The organism is Streptomyces uncialis (genome assembly GCF_036250755.1).
In the GTDB taxonomy this organism is placed as follows: domain Bacteria; phylum Actinomycetota; class Actinomycetes; order Streptomycetales; family Streptomycetaceae; genus Streptomyces; species Streptomyces uncialis.
In genome coordinates, this window is sequence record NZ_CP109583.1 from 5,822,246 (window position 1) to 5,840,976 (window position 18,731).

The 18,731-nt window shown below is 71.7% G+C and carries 16 protein-coding genes; 8 read left to right on the top strand and 8 right to left on the bottom strand.

The features are described 5' to 3' along the window. The first annotated feature begins 351 nt into the window (after positions 1-351). The 3 genes from OG711_RS24345 to OG711_RS24355 all read left to right on the top strand — a co-directional run bounded on the left by OG711_RS24345 (position 352) and on the right by OG711_RS24355 (position 2,266). Positions 352-645, top strand: a complete 294-nt coding sequence (locus OG711_RS24345; protein ID WP_073792774.1) for a DUF6087 family protein — start codon at positions 352-354, stop codon at positions 643-645. Positions 646-791: 146 nt separating this feature from the next. Then, positions 792-1,118, top strand: coding sequence for a radical SAM protein (locus tag OG711_RS24350; protein WP_329560419.1), 327 nt, complete (start codon positions 792-794; stop codon positions 1,116-1,118). A 2-nt stretch (positions 1,119-1,120) separates the two neighbouring features. Next, positions 1,121-2,266, top strand: a complete 1,146-nt coding sequence (locus OG711_RS24355; RefSeq protein ID WP_329560421.1) for a methyltransferase domain-containing protein — start codon at positions 1,121-1,123, stop codon at positions 2,264-2,266. A gap of 80 nt (positions 2,267-2,346) precedes the next feature. Here OG711_RS24355 and OG711_RS24360 read toward each other — a convergent pair whose 3' ends face one another. Continuing rightward, positions 2,347-2,616, bottom strand: coding sequence for a GntR family transcriptional regulator (locus OG711_RS24360; protein ID WP_073792772.1), 270 nt, complete (start codon positions 2,614-2,616; stop codon positions 2,347-2,349). A gap of 158 nt (positions 2,617-2,774) precedes the next feature. Here OG711_RS24360 and OG711_RS24365 point away from each other — a divergent pair, with 158 nt between their 5' ends. Beyond that, complete coding sequence (locus OG711_RS24365) at positions 2,775-3,140, top strand: hypothetical protein (protein WP_073792771.1); 366 nt, start codon at positions 2,775-2,777, stop codon at positions 3,138-3,140. A 200-nt stretch (positions 3,141-3,340) separates the two neighbouring features. Here the strand turns inward: OG711_RS24365 and OG711_RS24370 are convergent, their stop codons facing one another. The 3 genes from OG711_RS24370 to OG711_RS24380 all read right to left on the bottom strand — a co-directional run bounded on the left by OG711_RS24370 (position 3,341) and on the right by OG711_RS24380 (position 4,959). After that, complete coding sequence (locus OG711_RS24370; protein ID WP_329560424.1) at positions 3,341-3,754, bottom strand: DUF1428 domain-containing protein; 414 nt, start codon at positions 3,752-3,754, stop codon at positions 3,341-3,343. A 197-nt stretch (positions 3,755-3,951) separates the two neighbouring features. Continuing rightward, positions 3,952-4,332, bottom strand: a complete 381-nt coding sequence (locus tag OG711_RS24375; RefSeq protein WP_329560426.1) for a VOC family protein — start codon at positions 4,330-4,332, stop codon at positions 3,952-3,954. A gap of 60 nt (positions 4,333-4,392) precedes the next feature. Continuing rightward, positions 4,393-4,959 carry an acyl-CoA thioesterase gene (locus tag OG711_RS24380; protein ID WP_073792768.1) on the bottom strand — a complete coding sequence of 189 codons (567 nt, stop codon included), beginning with the start codon at positions 4,957-4,959 and terminating at the stop codon, positions 4,393-4,395. Between the two features lie 177 nt (positions 4,960-5,136). On the opposite strand from OG711_RS24380, the gene OG711_RS24385 reads away from it, so the two are divergent. Further along, positions 5,137-6,468 (top strand): LCP family protein, encoded by a 1,332-nt coding sequence (locus OG711_RS24385; protein WP_073792767.1) that lies wholly within the window; start codon positions 5,137-5,139, stop codon positions 6,466-6,468. A gap of 116 nt (positions 6,469-6,584) precedes the next feature. On the opposite strand, the gene OG711_RS24390 is transcribed toward OG711_RS24385, so the two are convergent. Continuing rightward, complete coding sequence (locus tag OG711_RS24390; protein ID WP_329560429.1) at positions 6,585-8,063, bottom strand: LCP family protein; 1,479 nt, start codon at positions 8,061-8,063, stop codon at positions 6,585-6,587. 174 nt (positions 8,064-8,237) lie between these two features. Here OG711_RS24390 and OG711_RS24395 point away from each other — a divergent pair, with 174 nt between their 5' ends. Next, positions 8,238-9,257 (top strand): glycosyltransferase family 2 protein, encoded by a 1,020-nt coding sequence (locus OG711_RS24395; RefSeq protein ID WP_073792765.1) that lies wholly within the window; start codon positions 8,238-8,240, stop codon positions 9,255-9,257. A 595-nt stretch (positions 9,258-9,852) separates the two neighbouring features. Here OG711_RS24395 and OG711_RS24400 read toward each other — a convergent pair. The 3 genes from OG711_RS24400 to OG711_RS24410 all read right to left on the bottom strand — a co-directional run bounded on the left by OG711_RS24400 (position 9,853) and on the right by OG711_RS24410 (position 14,974). Continuing rightward, a complete protein-coding gene (locus tag OG711_RS24400; RefSeq protein ID WP_329560431.1) occupies positions 9,853-11,721 on the bottom strand; it encodes an LCP family protein in 1,869 nt (622 codons plus the stop codon). 85 nt (positions 11,722-11,806) lie between these two features. Next, a complete protein-coding gene (locus tag OG711_RS24405) occupies positions 11,807-13,636 on the bottom strand; it encodes an LCP family glycopolymer transferase (protein WP_329560433.1) in 1,830 nt (609 codons plus the stop codon). A gap of 582 nt (positions 13,637-14,218) precedes the next feature. Then, positions 14,219-14,974 carry a TIGR03089 family protein gene (locus tag OG711_RS24410; protein WP_329560434.1) on the bottom strand — a complete coding sequence of 252 codons (756 nt, stop codon included), beginning with the start codon at positions 14,972-14,974 and terminating at the stop codon, positions 14,219-14,221. A gap of 169 nt (positions 14,975-15,143) precedes the next feature. Here OG711_RS24410 and OG711_RS24415 point away from each other — a divergent pair, with 169 nt between their 5' ends. Both OG711_RS24415 and manB read left to right on the top strand, forming a co-directional pair. Next, positions 15,144-16,529 (top strand): peptidoglycan recognition protein family protein, encoded by a 1,386-nt coding sequence (locus OG711_RS24415; protein ID WP_329560436.1) that lies wholly within the window; start codon positions 15,144-15,146, stop codon positions 16,527-16,529. 109 nt (positions 16,530-16,638) lie between these two features. Continuing rightward, positions 16,639-17,721 carry a mannose-1-phosphate guanylyltransferase gene (manB, locus tag OG711_RS24420; RefSeq protein WP_329560438.1) on the top strand — a complete coding sequence of 361 codons (1,083 nt, stop codon included), beginning with the start codon at positions 16,639-16,641 and terminating at the stop codon, positions 17,719-17,721. Positions 17,722-18,731 lie beyond the last annotated feature (1,010 nt).

Below are 18,731 nucleotides of genomic sequence, written 5' to 3' on the forward strand. Positions count from 1 at the left end.
GAGATCAAGCATGGATCAGCCAGTTTGGTGTCACATGAGGTGACGACCTCAGCCCGGCGCTATGTTCGGAAACGGCCGTCTGCGGAACATGATCAACTGTCAATTCCCGAAAGCGCCTGCACAGGTGAGCTAGTGATTCGCTGTCAAGTACAGGGAACTGCGAACGTGCCGGACGGGCCGAACTCGCCTGCATTACAGTCGAGTTGTCCATGATCGTGTACGTGATGGGGGCTTCCGGATGGCAGAGGAACCGGTGGCCGAGCGCGGGGTGCTGGCGCGCCGACCCAACGGACCCGGGCGAAGGAACTCTCCGCCAGGCCGACCATGATCGCGGCCTGAGAGCATCGAGGCGTGGGCAAGCACAGCCGACCCGGACCGTCGAACCAGCCGTCGCGCGCCGTCCCGCGTGTGGACGCCGACAACCCGTTCGCCGCGTACGACAAGCGGCGCCGCCCGCCGATGGACATCTACCGTCGCCACCGGCCGGTGCACGGCGGCGCCGGTCACCTCCGGCCCGACGAGCCGCGCGTCCTGGAGGAGCGGAGCGGGTCCGCGTACGAGCCGGTAGGCACCGCTCCCAACCTCGCGGCCGCCCAGGAATGGGTGAACGAACTCCGGCTCGGCGACGACCCCACAGCGAGATGACCCAGAGCGAAAAGCATCCCGGTCCGCAGCCGGTGCGATGACTCATCGAACGCCAGCCACCGCAGCACCGACCGGACACATGGCGAACATGTCCGGTACGCAAAGATCCTGGTCAAGACAGCTTCTCGCGAGAGGCGGTCGGAAAATTGGAGATCACCGGCACGTGCCAACTGGCCTGCACATACTGTCTGTCCGAGTCGGGTCCCCGGGCCACGCACGGCACGATGACTCCCGCGGACTGGCGGCAGGTCATCACCGACGCCGCCGCACTCGGCATCCCGCGCGTCCAGCTCATCGGCGGTGAACCGACCGTCCACCCGCAGTGGCGCGACTTCACCGAACACGCGCTCGGCCTCGGGCTCGGCGTTCAGGTCTACTCGAACCTGATCCACGTCGCGTGGTCATGGTGGGACACGTTCGAGCGGGACAGGGTGACCCTGGCGACCAGCTACTACGGCGACGGCGAGGCGTGACCATGGAGTGGGAACAGCACGCGGAACGGCTCGCGCACCAGGTGACCGACCCCGACTCGCGGTGGCTCGGTCCCGTGGCAGCCGTTCCCCGGCATGAACTGGTACCCCGGTGGTGGGAACGCGACCGGAGCGGAGGCTGGACCCTGCGCGTGGGCGAGGACGACCCGGACGCATGGCTTTCCGCCGCCTACGCGGACCGGTCCCTGATCACCCGCGTCGGCGCGCTGCACGCTGACCACGCCCAGCCCGACGACCACCCCGAGGGGCGCCCCACTTCGTCGGCGACACTGCCGAGCCTGGTCGTGTCGATGCTGCGGCACGGACGGCTCGGGGACGGGCTCGACCTGCTCGATCTCGGCACCGGCGCGGGCGGACTCACCGCCTACGCCGCCGCACGGCTCGGAAGCGAGCGCGTGACCAGTGTGGACGTGGACCCGTACCTGACGGGCGCGGCGGCGGAACGGCTGGCGCGGCTCGGGCTCCGGCCCCGATTCCTCGCCCTGGACGCCACGGCGGAGATCCCGGGGACGTACGACCGGATCATCGCCACCGTGGGAATGCCCGCCGGCCCGGGACTCCGCCCCGTGCTCGGCGCGCTCCGCGAAGGCGGACGGCTGGCCGCCACCCTTGCCCGGACCACCATGATCCTCACCGGGTGGAAGCAGGCCGGCGGTGATGTGGTCGGGCGGATCGAACGGGACTGGGCCGGGTTCATGCTCACCCGGTCCGGCGACGACTACCCGCCCGAGCTCGCCGAACTGTTCGCCCACGCCCGGGAAGCGGACGGGGACAAGACCAGCACCGGCCGCTATCCCGTGGTGAACGTCGACGAGGCATGGGAGGTCCGGTCCATGCTGGAAGTGACGACACCGGGCGTCGAGACCCGTTACGAGACCAGCGGACGGACCCGCACCGCCTACCTGGCGCACGCCGACGGGTCGTGGGCCCGGGCGTCCGCCGAGTGGACCGGCCCGCCCGAGGTGCGTCAGGGCGGACCGCTCCGGCTGTGGGACACGGTGGAACGCATCCGCACCTGGATGCTCGCCGAGGGCGGACTGCCCCTGTACGGCGCCGACGCGCGGGTGACACCGGACGGAGTGGTCCATCTGTCCCGGGGCCGCTGGCAAGGCACCCTCGGCGCACCGTAAGTCCGCCGCCCCGCCCGCCGTCCGGCGTGTGACCCGGTGACGGGCGGGGCTCCCGCCTCTTCGCGACGGGGTCCGACCGTCTACGTGTCGCCCCCGGCCCCGCGAGCCGTGACGAACGCACCACGCCCGGGAACCCTGTAGACGAGCCCGGCGTCCACCAGGGCGTCGATGGCGCGGCGAATGGTCGGGCGGCTGAGTTTGTACTCACCGGACAGGCGCGTCTCCGCGGTGAGCGCCCGATCGGGCTTCCAGTCGCCGCGTGCGATCCGGGCCCGAAGGATCTCGGCAAGTTGCTCGTACGGCGCATCCGGCGCGTCGCGCTCGATCTGATCGTCTGGCCCGTAGCTCATGCCCAAAACGGTAGCGGTCCGGCCGGACCCGTCACCTTGACAGTCATTGTCAGGCCTTTGCAGCCCTTTACAATCTTGGCTAGTCTCAGAAACACAAGAACCCCCGCGACGGCGGCAACCGTCCGGGGGCATGGCCAACGCTTAAGAGGAGCGTCAACGTGCGCAACCCTATCGCCCGAGCTTTTACGCGGCTGCTGAACGTCCTCCCCTGGACGCCCCGCACCCCCCGCACCCGTCCCGGACGGCACACCGCCAGGTACTTCGCGGATGCGGCCGGGTCCGTCAGGGCCCCGCTGGTCATCTGTGCCGCGCGGACCCCCGTCCCCGTACATGTGCTCGCCCGGAGCGTCCCGTCGCCGTGGGGGCACCGGGTCCCGCCGTATCTGCGGGAGTGGATCGGGGAGCAGGAGGAGCGGGAGCGGCAGTACGAGCGGCGGGTGGCCGCTGCCGCGGCGGCGCTCGGGGTGGACGTGCCGTTCACGTTCGACGGGTCCGACGTGGCGCGGGTCGGGGTGTCCGCGTGACGGACGGCGACCTGTTCCCCCAGGTGCCGCCGGTGTCCGGCGAGCACTGCTGCCTGTGCGGGCGCTGGACCGTCGCCCCGGTGGCCATCGGCTACGGAAGCATGAGCGGAAGCGTCAGCGTCACGCACCATGTGTGCGCCGAGCACGTGCACGCCCGGGGTCCGTGCACCGCCGACCACACCCCGCGCGGCCAGGGCCGATCAGCAGGCGTCGTCCGGCAGGCTCATCGCGACCTCGAAGCTCCCGGCGACCAGGCGGCGCCCGTCGAACACAGGGTCCTCGTCGAGCGTGGCGAGGACGCGGGGGTCCCCCGTGACGGCCGCGGTGCCTCGGTCGCGGACAGCCTTCGACGGCCACTCCGTGATGGTCACGACGGCCGACTCCAGAGCTGACGCGCCCGCCACGCTCGCGAGCCCCCGCAGTTCCCCCGGGCCGTAGGAGAGCCCGTCCGCGTGGAAGTCGTCCTGGCTGACCGGATCGCCCGTCTGCCAGTAGTCGACGATACTGGTCGCCCCGTACTCGCGGTAGATGTCGGCCATCCGCCGCGAGAAGGCCAGGTAGACGGCCTTGCGGTCACTCGGGACGGGAACGATGGTGATGTCGGCGAACGTCATCCGTACCTCTCGCGTAGGGCGCTTCCGGTCGGCGTGCGGTCGGCCGTTCTGAGCGCGGTCAGCTTACCGATCAACGTTCCCACGGGAGTTCGACGAAGCCGCGCGACGCCGACCGGCACCGCCGTCATGTGACCGGACCGGTTGTCGGACAGGACCTGGCGCGGGTGGACGGCGGGACGCCGCGTGCGGGGGAGGGCTCAGGCGTCGGCGGCCCGTTCCCCCGCGCTGCGCTCCACGCAGAACTCGTTGCCCTCGGGGTCCGTGAGTGTGGCCCAGCCCTTGCCGTCCGGCCTGCGGTGGTCCCCGGCCAGGGTCGCGCCGAGGGCCAGGAGGCGGTCCACCTCCTCCTCGCGGGTGAGGTCCTGCGGCTGGAGGTCGAGGTGGACCCGGTTCTTGACGGTCCTGGCGTCCGGGACGGTCACGAACAGCAGGCTCACCCCGGTGGCCTCGACCGTGGCCTCCGGGTCGCCGGGGTGGTCGTCGTCGGCGAGGCGCCCGCCGAGGGCCGCCGCCCAGAAGGTGGCGAGCGTGTACGGATCGGAGGAGTCGATGGTCACATGCCGTACGAGAGAGGTCATCCGGGCACCCTAGGACGGGGTCCGGGGCCCGCGCACCGGGATTTCCGCGCCCTCCGAGGCCTAGTCCACGATCCCGTCGGCGATGCGCCGGGCGCGCAGCTCGCGGATCGCCTCGCGGCGGGCGAGCCGGTGCGTGCGCCGGATCTGGGCCTCCTGGTAGCGCCGCTTGTCCCGCTCGCTCTCGGGTGCCACCGGCGGTACGACCCGCGGCTTCCCGTCCGCGTCGACAGCCGCGAAGACCAGGTACGCCGAACCGACCTGCGTCGCCGCGGTCGACTCGTTCCACCGCTCGGCGAGCACCCGCACCCCGACCTCCATCGAGGTCCGGCCCGTCCAGTTGACCTGCGCCTTCACATGGACGAGGTCCCCGACCCTGACCGGCTCCAGGAACACCATCTCGTCCATGGACGCGGTCACCGCGGGCCCGCCCGAGTGGCGTCCGGCGACGGCGCCCGCGGCGTCGTCGACCAGCTTCATGATCACGCCGCCGTGCACCGTCCCCAGGAGGTTGGTGTCGTTGTGGGTCATGATGTGGCTGAGCGTGGTCCGGGAAGCGGAGGTGGGCTTGCCGGGGATGTCGGGAGTGCCGGGATCGCCGGACTCCGTCACGTGGGCCTGATCTGTCATGTCCTCCACCTTATGGCGTGCCGAAGGACCCGGCTCACACGTGCCCGTCACCCCCCGTCGCACGGGCGCCACCGCGCGACCCGGCGCCGTCCGGATTGCATCAGCTCTGCAACAGCGGCGCCCCGAAAATTCCCGCGCCCTGTCAGGGCGCCGCCGCGACCCGGCACACTATGGCCCATGAACGAGTGGCCCGAGGGGCGGAGCGACCGGGGCGGCAGAGGCCGCAACGGTGACGGATATGGTCGCGGCAGTGGCAGCGCGCAGCCCGAGGGCGCCCGCGCGATGCCGCACGTCCAACGCGGCCGGGGCCCCGGCCCGCGTCCGTCGGCGCCACCGCAGCCGCAGGGCGTCCCGCAGCAGCACGGATACGGCCACCAGGGCGCGCCGGGCGGCCAGGGGCAGCAGCAGGACGGCTACGACAGCGGCTACAACACCGGCCAGGTCTACGGTTCCCAGGGCGGTGGCGGCGGTGGTGGCCGGCGCGGCGGCGGGGACGACGGCCGTCTGGGCGGCGGCGCGGCCCGTCCCGCGCCCGACTGGAAGCGCCGGATCAAGATCGGCTCGATCGCGCTGGCCGTGACGCTGCTCGCGGTCTCCGTCGGTACGTACTTCTGGGCCGACTCCAAGCTCAACCGCGAGGTCGACCTGTCCAAGGTCATCGAACGCCCCCGCGACGGCGACGGCACCAACTACCTGATCGTCGGCTCCGACAGCCGCGAGGGCATGTCCGCCGAGGAGAAGAAGAAGCTCCACACCGGCTCCGCCGGCGGCAAGCGCACCGACTCCATGATGATCCTGCACGTCGGCGACAGCGGGAACGCGATGATCTCGCTGCCCCGCGACTCCGACGTCGAGATCCCCTCCTTCGTCGGCTCCGACTCCGGCAAGACGTTCCAGGGCACCGGCCGCCGCGTCAAGCTCAACGCCGCGTACGCCGAGGACGGCCCCGAACTCCTCGTCCGCACCGTCGAGCACAACACCGGGCTGCGCATCGACCACTACGCGGAGATCGGCTTCGGCGGCTTCGCGAAGATCGTCGACGCGGTCGGCGGCGTCGAGATGAAGCTCGACAAGGGTTTCAAGGACAAGTACTCCGGCGCCGACTTCAAGGCCGGCACCCAGACCCTCGACGGCCAGCAGGCCCTCGCCTTCGTCCGCACCCGCTACGCCCTCGCGGGCAGCGACCTCGACCGGACGAAGAACCAGCAGAAGTTCCTGTCCGCGCTCGCGAGCCAGACCGCGACACCGTCCACGGTCCTCAACCCGTTCAAGCTGTACCCGACGATGGGCGCCGGCCTCGACACCCTCATCGTGGACGAGGACATGGGGCTGTTCGACCTCAGCGAGATGTTCTGGGGCATGAAGGGTGTCACCGGCGGCGAAGGCGTCTCCATGAACATCCCGACCTCGGGCTCCCGAGGCAGCAACCTCGTCTGGGACCGGGCGAAGATCAAGACCCTGGTCGACCAGATGAACAACGGCGACAAGATCACCGTCAAGAGCGGCTGACCCCGTCACCGTACGCGCGTGAGGGGCGGGCACCCGGCCGGGTGCCCGCCCCTCACGTCATATCCCGTCATGTCCCGCCCGGCCCGCCCCGCACGCGCGCGGGAACCGCTACCTGCCTACCCGCCGCACAGCACCTCGTCGCCGGACACCGCGCCGAACTCCCCGGACTCCGCCGGGACCGCCGCCCGGACCCGGGTGACCCCCTCGTACCCGCTCCCCGCGACCACCCGCATCACCGGCCCGCGCCCGCGCTGCTCCCGCAGCTCGCTGCCCGGCAGGGCCGCCGCCAGGGACTTCGCCGACCGGTCCCAGCGCGGGTCGTGGAAGATCAGCGTGCGGGTGACGGTACGGTCCGCCGCGTTCATGGGGACACCCGTCGTACGGAAGCCCGCCCCGCGCAGCGCCGCGTCGACCTTCCCGCCGAGTCCCGCGGCGGCCGTGCCGTTCTCCACCTGGACCCGGATCTGGTCGGGGGCCACCGGCACCTCCACCGCCGCCGGGCGCTTCTTGCGGACGGTCAGCGGCTTGTCGTCCCGCAGCGCCTGGAACAGCCGCTTCGCCTTCCGGTCGTCCCACTTCACCGTGGACCCGAGGCCCTTGACCTGATGGCTCGGATTGCCGACCGGCACCGTCGTGAACTCCGACGACGACGGCGAGAACCCCTTCATCGCCCGCCCCAGGGCCAGCATCTCGTCCGTACCGAAGTCCCGGGACGCCCGTACCGACCCCAGCGAGGCCTGCGCCAGCTCACGGAACCGCACCGGGTTCAGCAGCACCCCCGACGAGGTCGCCTTGGCGATCAGCGCGGCCATGAATGTCTGCTGCCGCTGCATCCGCCCCAGGTCGGCGGCGCCGTCGATATGACGCGACCGCACGTACTGGAGCGCCTGGCCGCCGTTCAGATCATGCGGCCCGGCCGCCAGGTCGAGACCCGTGTACGCGTCCTTCATCGGCTTCTCCGTGCAGATCCGGACCCCGCCGACCACGTCCACCGTCCGCATGAAGCTGGTGAAGTCGACCTCCAGATAGTGATCGATCTTCACCCCCGTCATATGTTCCACGGTCCGCACCGTGAGCTGCGGCCCGCCCTCCGCGTACGCCGCGTTCAGCTTCACCGGGTGCGGGGCGTGCTTGCGGCCCGTCGTCCGGTCGGCATGCCCGGGGATCTCCGCGTACGAGTCCCTCGGCAGGCTCACCACACTGGCCCGGCCCCGGTCCGCCGAGATGTGCACGATCATGATGGTGTCCGTGCAGCGGCAGGGCTCGCCGCCCAGCCGGTACTTCGCCCGCTCGGCCGGGGTGATCCGGTCCCGGCCGTCCGTGCCGACGAGCAGCATCGTCGTGCCGTTCCCGGCGCGCGGCCGGTTCTTCATGTCCTTGAACGGGTCGACCCGTTCGATCCCGCTGTCGATCCCCGTCATCAGCGTGTGCCCGATACCCGCCGCCGCGAGCACCGACACCGACAGGGTCGTCACGATCCGCCGCGCCCAGCGCGGACGCCCGCGTCCCCGGGGCGCCGCGGGCGCGGAACCCCGGCCGTGCGGGGGCCCCGCCGGGCGCCGCGGACGGGAGGACGGACGGGGCGGTGGGGGCACGTGGGGAACACCTTCGCGGTACGGGCGCGGGCTCGACGCTACGGGGCCCGGGGCCGCACCCGCGCGGGAACGGCCGAGGGGCCTGGACGACGGTACGTCCATAGGAAATGCTGCCCGCGTGACCGGCCGGACGGCGCGCGACCGTGTCCCCCGTTCGCGGTAACGTGAGCGGCGATGAACGCGACGCCCGCCCCGAAGCTTCCCCCCGTCTCCGTGATCATGCCGGTCCTCAACGAGGAACGTCATCTGCGCGGTGCCGTCCACGCGATCCTCGCCCAGGAGTACGCGGGCGAGATGGAGGTGGTGATCGCGATCGGCCCGTCCACGGACCGCACCGACGAGATCGCCGCCGAACTGGTCCGCGAGGACCCGCGCGTGCACACCGTGCCGAACCCGACGGGCCGTACCCCCGCCGCGCTGAACGCCGCGATCAAGGCGTCCCGGCATCCGATCGTCGTCCGGGTCGACGGGCACGGGATGCTGTCGCCCGACTACATCGCCACGGCCGTACGGCTGCTGGAGGAGACCGGCGCGCAGAACGTCGGCGGGATCATGCACGCCGAGGGCGAGAACGACTGGGAGCACGCGGTCGCCGCGGCGATGACCTCCCGGATCGGCGTCGGCAACGCGGCGTTCCACACCGGCGGACAGGCCGGGCCCGCCGAGACGGTGTACCTCGGGGTGTTCCGGCGCGAGGCCCTCGAACAACAGGGCGGGTACAACGAGGAGTTCATCCGGGCCCAGGACTGGGAGCTGAACTTCCGTATCCGTGAGGCGGGCGGGCTGATCTGGTTCTCGCCCGAGCTGCGGGTGTCCTACCGGCCCCGGCCCAGTGTCCGCGCGCTGGCCAAGCAGTACAAGGACTACGGGCGTTGGCGGCACGTCGTCGCCCGCTACCACCAGGGCTCCATCAACCCGCGCTACCTCGCGCCGCCGGTCGCGGTCTGCGCGATCGCCGCGGGTCTGGTGCTGGGGGTGGCCGTCACCCCGCTGGCGTTCGTCGTGCCCGGGGGGTACGTCGCGGCGATAGCCGCGGGGTCGCTGCCCGCGGGGCGGGGGATGCCGCTGGGGGCGCGGGTGCGGATTCCTGTGGCGCTGGCGACGATGCACATGTCGTGGGGCTGGGGCTTCCTCACGAGTCCGCGTGCGCTGGCCAAACGGGTCATCGCGAGTCGCCTTCGCTCGCGCCGCTGAGGTTCCTCGGCTGGACGCACTTGTCCCCGCGGGTCGCCTTCGCTCGGGCCTCTGGGGTTCCCCACCTGGGCGTACTTGTTCCCGTGCGGTACTCCGTGGGTGCGCAGTTCCCCGCGCCCCTGGATGCTGCCCCCTTGCGGTCGCTCTTCGGGTGCGGGTCCGCCCTCGTCTTTTGCGCAGTTCCCCGCGCCCCTTTGGGGGCGCCCCGTTCCCGTAGTCCTTCGGGTGCGGAAGCCCCCTCCTCGCGCAGACGCAGGGCTGCGGGAGGGGGTGGGCGGGAATCTCTGCCCGCAGACTCCGATGCTCTTCAGCCGGGTAACGACACGTCGTACCGAGCGTGTCGGATCGAGGACGGAGAATCCCGACCGGCACCGACCCGAAGAACAAGCCGGACGCGCCCCAAAGGGGCGCGGGGAACTGCGCACAACCACCGAGCGACGGCACAGGGACGAAGTGCGTCCAGCCGGACAGACCTGGGAAGCGCAAGCGAAGGCGACCCGCGGGGAACTGCGCGAAAACGACGAGCGACGGCGCAGGGACAACCGCGTCCAGCCGGACAGACCTAGGAAGCGCAAGCGAAGGCGATGCCCCGAGGTCAGTACGTAAACGCGGGGTTGACCTCCATGCAGGCGTCCTCGTCCGCCCCGTTCAGGAGGTCCGCCGACTCCGGCGTCCCCTCGGCCTCGGGCGAACCCGAACCCCCGCCGTACGCCACGCCCTCACGCCAGTCCGCCCCGACGACGAGTGTCACCCCGGAGACATCCGTCGACCGCTTCACCGCGGACAGCGGAATCCCCATCAGCTCGGCCACCCGCCGCGCGTCCCCCTCCAGATCCACACTGGGGTACGAGATCACCGTCCGCGCCTCGGTCACCGCGGCCTGGGTGTCGGCCACGGCCCGGGCCAGCCCCTTGCCCACGAGGAGCTGCGCGACGGTGGACGCCCGCCCCCGGGCCGGCGCGAGCACGTCCGTCCGGGTCCCGTTGACGACCTGTACGGGGATCTCCGCGTCGTCCGCCGCCGCGTCCTCGGACTTCTTCGGCGCCGCGGCCCGCTTCTTCTTGTCCTTGCCGTCGAGCGCGACATCGTCCCGTATCAGCCGGAACAACTGCTCCGCGTCCCCCGGCTTGGGCACCACCCGCGCACCGAGGTAGTCGAACGGCATGGTCGTCATGGTGATCCGGTCCGGCGGCACCTTGCGCAGCTCGTTGCCGAGGTCGTACAGCTTCATCACGGTGTCGAGCCCCCGGTCGACGGTGAGCGAACGGGTCGCGGTCTCCGCGAGACCCCGCAGCTTGCCGGGGTTGCTGAGCGTCGCGTTCTCCCGCATCTCCCGCACCATCGAGCTCATGTACATGTGCTGGGCCTTGGCCCGCCCTATGTCGCTGCCGTCCCCGAACCCGTACCGGGTGCGCAGCCACTGGAGGGCCTGTTCGCCCTTGACGGAGTGGGTGCCCTTGGGGAGCTTGAGGCCGGAGCCCTTGTCGTCGTTCGTGTGGGAGTAGATGTCGCGGTCCACGCACACCGGCACCCCGCCGATCGCGTCGGCCATCGAGACCACCCCCGCGAAGTCGACCTGCACGAAGTGGTTGATGTGGACGTCGGTGAGCTTCTCCCAGGTCGCGACGGTGCAGCCCGCGCCACCGCGGCCCAGCGACTGATTGGTCATCAGCCGCCCGCTGCTCGCCGGGTACACCTTGCCGGTGTCGGGGTCGGTGCACTTGGGGATCTCGATGAGCGTGTCACGGGGCATGCTGACCACCGACATGTTGCTGCGGTCCGCCGAGAGGTGGATCAGCATCTGCACATCGGCCAGCGGGGCCGCGCCGACACTGTCGGTGGAGCCGCCGAGCTTCAGGTTCTCCTTGGTGTTCCGGCTGTCCGAGCCGATGACCAGGATGTTCAGCGGGGTCTGGCCCGCCGCGTTCGGGGTGGGCCTGGGCGCCTTGTGCTCACCGATGTTGAGCTCGCCCTTTTTGATGTTGCCGTTCAGATGGCGGTAGTAGAGGTATCCGGCGCCGGCCGTGCCGAGTATGACGAACGCGAGCACCATCGCCGACCAGCGCAGTATCCGCCGTCTGCGGCGCGGGACACGCCCGCCGGGTCCACCGGACCCGCCGCGTCCGCCGTTGCCGGGTCCCCCGCGTCCGGCGGGGGCCGGTCGGGAGCGCTCCCCCGGACGGGTGCGGTCCTTGGTCCTCGTACGGCCCGGGGGAGTGCGGGTGGCCGCGGTGCGGGTCCGGCCGGGCGGGGTCTCCTCCGCCGCGAGCGCGGCGGCGCTGCCGCCGGTGGTTCCGGAGTCCCGGGCGCCCGCCCGCGCCCCGTCCGTACCGGTGTCCGCCGCCGCGGGGACACCCGTACCGTCGTTCCCGGCGCCGCCGTCCTCCTCGTCCGCGAGGTCCGTGCCGCTCGGGGCGGGCGGGCCGCTACGACGGACGGGTGGCCGGGAATCCTCCCCGCGCATCCCACTTCGCCCCATCAGCAACCCCTCCCAGCACACCGCCGAAGTACTCAAGTTGCCCCGTTAGACGCCCGGGACACGCAAAGGGTTACTCCGAGCAGACCGCCTTGTCCGCTTCGACCTTCTGGATGCCCTCCGGCGCCTTCGTCGGAGCGTTGACCGGTACCCCCGCGCTCTTGAAGTCCTTGCCGAGCGTCAGCACGATCGCGGGCAGGCCCTGCGCGTTCTCCTCGCTCTCGCCCGGCTTCATCGCGGACGCGGGCAGACCCATGACCTCCGCCAGCCTGCGGGCCTGATCGGCCTGGTCAGGGGCGTAGGCGAGCTGGGTCTTGGCGACCTCGGCCGGTGCGTTGCCGAGCTGGGTGGACTTGAGCACGCCCTCATTGTTCTGGAGCCAGGTGAGAGTTTCCTGAGCGGATCCCGCGGGGGCGCCGCCGTTGTAGACGTTCACCCGGACCTCGGCGGGGTCGGACTTCGGCCCTTCGAGGAGTTTCGCCTGGGCGGCCTTCGCCTTCTTCGCGTCGGCCTTCTCCTGCTGCTTGACCTCGGTCAGCGACACATCGTCGCGGATCATCGCGAACAGCGGTTCGGCCTTGACGGGTTCGACGACGACGGTCGTCGGCACCTCCTCGGCCGGGTTGTCCTCGACGGGGAGCGTGGTGAAGGTGATGTTCTTCGGGTTCACCTTCTTCATCTCCAGCCCCACGTCCTTGAGCTTGTTGATGCTGCCGATCCCCGTGTCGACCTCCAGCGCCTTCGTCGCCGCCTCGGCGAGGTCGAGCATCTTGGTCGGGCTGGACAGCGTCGAGTCGGACTTCAGCTTGCGCATCAGCGAACCGAGGAACTGCTGCTGCACCTGGATGCGGTCGAGGTCGCTGCGGTTGCCGAAGCTGTCGCGGGTGCGGACGAACGCGAGCGCCTGCTCGCCCTCGATGGTGTGCTTGCCCGCGGAGAGCTTCAGATGCGACTTGGGGTCGTCGATGTCCTTGGCGACACAGACCTCGACGCCGCCCACCGCGCTCGTCAGCGTCTTCACCGCGTCGAAGTCGGCCAGCATGAAGTGGTCGACCTGCACCCCGGTCAGCTCCGTGACCGTCCGCATCGCGCAGCCCGCGTCCCGGCCGCCCTGGCCGAGGCTGGTGTTGAAACGCACCTGGACCGAACCGGGGACCACCTTGGTGGAGCCGTCCGACTGCTTCGTCGGGCAGTCGGGGATGTCCGTGATGAGGTCCCGGGGGATGCTCATGACCGTCGCGTTCGAGCGGTCCTTGGACACATGCAGCAGCAAGGTCGTGTCGGCGTGACCGGCGCTGTTCTTGTCGCCGTAGCCGCCGTTCCCCTCACCGGTCCGCTTGTCGGTGCCGATCACCAGGATGTTCACGGCCTTGTCCTTGCTGAACCCCTTGGCGCCCGCGCTGCCGACATCGGTGGTCTTGATGTTGCTGTTCAGATGCTCCAGATACAGATACGCGGAGGTGCCCGCGCCGACCAGGACCACGGCGAGCGCGCCACTGCCCCAGATCAGCACCCGCTTGCCCCGGGACTTCTTCGGCGGCCTCTTGCGCGCCGCCTTGCCCCGGCGGCGGTCCGGCGGCTCCGGCGGCGCGGCCCGGCGCCTGCGCTGACCGGGAAGATCACGGGTGCCGGACTCGTCACGGGACGGCGCGGAGGAACGGGAGCGGGACCCCGGCTGCCCGGGGCGCTCGCCCCTGGACGCACGGCGGCCCGCGGGGTCGGAGGGCTGCCGGGGCCCGGGCGCGCGTGCGGCCCCCGGCCGGGGAGCCCGACGCGGGGTCGGCACACTCGACTGCTCCGGGGAACTGTCGAGCCGAAGCTCGTAGTCACCGGTCTCTGGATTCAGTACCCACTGGTCTGCGGGGTCGATGTCGTCCCCCCGCCCATGGCCTTGCGCGTCCACGGTTGTATGCGTCCTCCGTAAGGGCCCAGCGCAGCGCCTTCCCCCCTCGAAGGCACGCAGTGGATCAGTCACTCAGTGCACGACCATGCGACGGCCGCCCGCACCGGGATCGCTCACACTATCCGCCCAGTTGGGCGCACAGCGAGGACGGTGACACATTCCACGTCCATACAACCGGGCAATATGGAGCATTTCTTCGGCCGTTGATCCGGTTCCCGCATGTGTGTTTGCTCCCAGGCTGTCCGGATGTGGCCGTGGCACACTCGCGCTCGCGCGACGGCTGGGACATCTGGGACGGGCGGCGCCACGGGTCGGCCGGGCCCGGCCCCGGACCCGGCCGGCCCCTGAGATCCACCCCGCCGCACCCGTCGGCACTCAGTGCCGTGACCGGCGGGTCGTGGCGGTACGGGACGTGGCCGGTGGGGCGGTGGCGGTCGCGGTGGTGCTGGACGGTACGGGGTCGGCGTGGTCGCGGCGCTACCGGACGGGGCGGCCGGTCGTGGCGGGTCGTGGATGTGCGTGGTCGGGGTGCGGCGCTGCCGGAGGGGCGTGGCGGGTCGTCGTGGTCCGGGCGGTACGGGGTCAGCGGGCCGTGGCCGTCACATGTTCGGTCTCGACGCGTTTCGCCAGCGCGTCGTCGTCGAGATCCCCGGAGTTGCGGCACAGCACCACGGAACCCCCGGCGGCCAGCGGCCCGTACAGTCCCGCCGCGAGCCCGTCCCAGGTGTCGTACCCGAGCAGCGACATCACCCGGGCGCCGGGGCCGACGATCCCGAGCCGCTCCGCGTCCGCCACCGCCCGCGCCACGACCTCCGCGCCGGAGTACTCCGCTCCCGCCACGATCAGCGCCGCCTCGTGCGGGTCGACCGGGGCGAAGGGGGCGAACCGGTCCCCCTGTGAGGGCACCTCGACCGCGTAGTCGGCGAACCCCTCGGGGGCCACCGGGAATCTGCCGCCCAGCGGGCGCAGCGCCAGCGCCACCCGTTCGCCGCCGCACGCGCGGGCCGCGTCCAGCGCGTCCGGACCGGCCACCACGGCGTCGGCGCGGCCCGCCGCGCCGCCGACATCGGCGACCGCTCCCACGGACGAGCAGGCCAGCAGCCATACCGCGGTCTGCCAGTGGGCGGGCAGCAGCAGCGCGACCCGGTCGCCGGGCTCCACGTTCAGCTCGCCCTGGAGCAGGTTCGCGGTCTTGGCCACCCAATTGGCGAAGGTGGCCACCGACAATTCGACCCGTTCCCCGGTCGCGTCGTCGTAGAAGGTCACCAGCGGTCGGGACGGGTCCGCGGCAAGCGCGGATCGCAGCAGGTCGGCGGGGGTGCGATCGGAGGCGTTCACGCGCGACAGGCTACGCGCCCCGGAGGGGGGACGCGCCCGCCCGGGGGAGCGGCCACAGGTCCGGGCGGGGGAACGGGCCGACCCGCGCGGGTGGACAAGCGGTCGCGGGCAGACGGTTCGTCAGTTCTCCGATGGACAGATAAGAGTGCTTATGTCAAAGATGAGGCGTATGCGTGGATTCCTAGCTTCCTCGGTCGGCGTCACCTGCGCGATCGCACTGGCCCTCCCGCTCGCCCTGCCCGCCGCGGCGCGGTCCGCGCCGCACCCGGACCCCGCCCCACCGGACACCCCCGCCGCCCCCGCCGCACCGGCCCGTCCCGCGACCCCGGCCCGCCCTGCCGCCCCTTCTCCTCCCGTACCGCCGGGCGGCACCCAGTCCCTCGCGCTCGCTCCCCGCCCCGCCGACCGGGTGCGGCCGCCCGGCACCCCGGAGCAGGGTCTCGCCCCGCGCGGTGTCCGCCCCTTCTCCCTGGTCGGCGTGGTCTGGGAGGACGCCGCGGCGCAACTCGACGGCCGGGTGCAGGTCCGTACCCGCGCCACCGGCACCGCCGACTGGTCCGGCTGGCAGGACCTCGACGTCCACCAGGGCGACCACGGCGCCGACCCCGGTTCCGACGAGGCCCGTCCCGGCCGCGTCCGGGGCGCCACCGCCCCGCTGTGGGTCGGCGACTCGGACGGGGTGGAGGCCAGGGTCACCGGCCACCCGTCCGACGACCGCACCCACCCCGGCCATACGTCCCCCGGCCGCGACCGCGCCGCCGCGCTGCCCCGGGGCCTGCGCCTGGAACTGGTCGACCCGGGCCCCGAACCAGGGTCCGAGTCCGGGTCCGGCGGCGATTCCGAGTCCGACCCCGCGCCCCGGGCCGGTGCCGCATCCAGGGTCGGTGCCGCGCCCCGGGCCGTGGCCGCCGAGCCCCCCCGCGCCCGCGTGGCCGCCCCCGCCAAGCGCTACATCGGCCCCCGCCCCGGGATCGTCAGCCGGAAGAAATGGGGCGCCGACGAGGGCCTGCGGGACCGGGGCTTCGTGTACACCACGTCCGTCAAGGCGGCCTTCGTCCACCACAGCGCCACCGGCAACAACTACCGCTGCTCCCAGTCGCCTTCGGTCATCCGCGGTATCTACCGCTACCACGTGCGGAGCAGCGGCTGGCGGGACCTCGGCTACAACTTCCTCATCGACAAGTGCGGCACCGTCTACGAAGGGCGGGCCGGGGGAGTGACCAAGGCGGTCCTCGGGGCCCACACCCTCGGCTTCAACGCGAAGACCATGGGCATCGCGGTGCTCGGCTCCTACGGACGGACCAAGGTGCCCTCCGCCGCCGTCAAGGCGATCGCCAAGCTCACGGCCTGGAAGCTGGGGCTGTACGGAGCCAATCCGAGGGGCAAGACATATCTGACGTCGGGCGGTGGCAATCTGTACCGAAAGGGAAAGAAGGTTCGGCTCCATGTGATCTCCGGGCACCGTGACGGCTTCAACACGGCGTGCCCGGGAGCCCGCCTCTACAGCAAGCTCGGCACCGCCCGCAGTACCTCGGCCCGACTGCAAGGACGCTGATCACGCAACCGTCAGGCCCCTGACCGCGTCTGCCGGGCGAGCGGTCCGCACACACCGGCCGGCCGGAGACGAGTCCGGCCGGCCCCGGCAGAAGGCAGGGACGAGACAGGTGACAGAAGCGATTCTCCTGGTCGGTGGCAAGGGCACCAGACTCCGTCCGCTCACGGTCAACACCCCCAAGCCGATGGTCCCCGCGGCCGGGGTGCCGTTCCTGACCCACCAGCTGGCCAGGGCGAGGGCCGCGGGCATCGACCACATCGTGCTCGCCACGTCCTACCTCGCGGAGGTCTTCGAGCCGTACTTCGGCGACGGCTCCGCGCTGGGGCTGCGGCTGGAGTACGTCACCGAACGCGAGCCGCTCGGCACCGGCGGGGCCATCCGCAACGCCGCCTCCCGGCTGGCCGCCGGGCCCGACGACCCGGTCGTCGTCTTCAACGGCGACATCCTCACCGGGCTCGACATCCGCGCGCTGATCGCCGCGCACGGGACGAGCGGCGCGGACATCTCCCTGCACCTCACGAAGGTCGCGGACCCGCGGGCGTACGGGCTCGTGCCCACGGACCCGACGGGCCGGGTGACCGCGTTCCTGGAGAAGCCGCAGACCCCCGAGGAGATCGTCACCGACCAGATCAACGCGGGGGCGTACGTCTTCCGCCGGTCGGTCGTCGACACCATCCCGGCCGGGCGCCCGGTCTCCGTGGAGCGCGAGACGTTTCCCGGCCTGCTGTCGTCCGGCGCCCATCTCCAGGGCATGGTCGACTCGACGTACTGGCTGGACCTCGGCACCCCGGCGGCGTTCGTACGGGGTTCCGCGGACCTGGTCCTCGGGCGGGTGCCGTCCCCGGCGGTGCCCGGCCGCTGCGGGGACCGGCTGGTGCTGCCCACGGCGCAGGTCGCGTCGGACGCGAAGCTGAGCGGCGGGACGGTGATCGGGCACGGGGCGCGGGTGGGCGCGGGGGCGCGGATCACCGGCAGTACGGTGCTGTCCGGGGCGGTCATCGCGCCGGGGACGGTGATCACCGACTCGATGATCGGGGCGCGGGCGCGGATCGGGGCGCGGACGACGCTGCGGGACACGGTGGTGGGGGACGACGCGCGGGTCGGGGCCGACAACGAGTTGCGGGACGGGGCCCGGGTCTGGTGCGGCGCGGCGCTCCCGGCGGGCGCCCTCCGCTTCTCCCCTGACCGGTAGCCCGTAGCGGTTGCCGCTTGCTGTCGCTCCTCGGGTGCGGGCCTGTCCTCGGTCTGTCCGGGTGGGCGTACTTGTCCCTGTGCGGGTCGCTCGGTGGGTGCGCAGTTCCCCGCGCCCCTGGGTTTCCTGTGCTGGGCGTACTTCGTTCCTGTGCCGTCGTTCGTGGGGTGCGCAGTTCCCCGCGCCCCTTTGGGGCGCGTTCTGCCGTCTTTCGGGTCGGTGCCGGTCGGGATTCTCCGTCCTCGATCCGACACGCTCGGTACGACGTCCAGCACAGCCACTGAAGCATCGGAGTCTGCGAGCAGAGATTCCCGCCCACCCCCTCCCGCAGCCATGCGACTGCACGAGGAGGAGGCTGAGACGCCCCCAAAGGGGCGCGGGGAACTGCGCAAAAGACGAGGGCAGACCCGCACCCGAAGAGCGACCGCAATGGGGCACCCCCCAGGGGCGCGGGGAACTGCGCACCCCCGGACGTACCCGCACAGGAAGCAGGTACGTCCAGGTGTGGAACCCCAGAAGCGCCAGCGAAGGCGACCCGCGGGGAACTGCGCGAGCAACCAAGGACCACCCGCACCCGAACGGGAACCGCAAGGGGCGCAACCTAAGGGGCGCGGGGAACTGCGCGAAAACGAGGACGGCCCCGCCCCCGAAGAACAACCGCAATGGGGCAGCATCCAGGGGCGCGAGGAACTGCGCACCCCCGTCCGACCGGCACAGCAACAGGTACGTCCAGGTATGGAACCTCAGGGGCGCGGGGAACTGCGCGAGCAACTAAGGACCACCCGCACCCGAACGGGAACCGCAAGGGGCGCGACCTAAGGGGCGCGGGGAACTGCGCAAAACGAGGACGGCCCCGCACCCGACGGACAACGGACCCGGGGGCAGCATCCAGGGGCGCGGGGAACTGCGCACCCCCGGACGTACCCGCACGGGAACAAGTACGTCCAGGTGTGGAACCCCAGAAGCGCCAGCGAAGGCGACCCGCACAGGAAACCTCGGAAGCGCAAGCG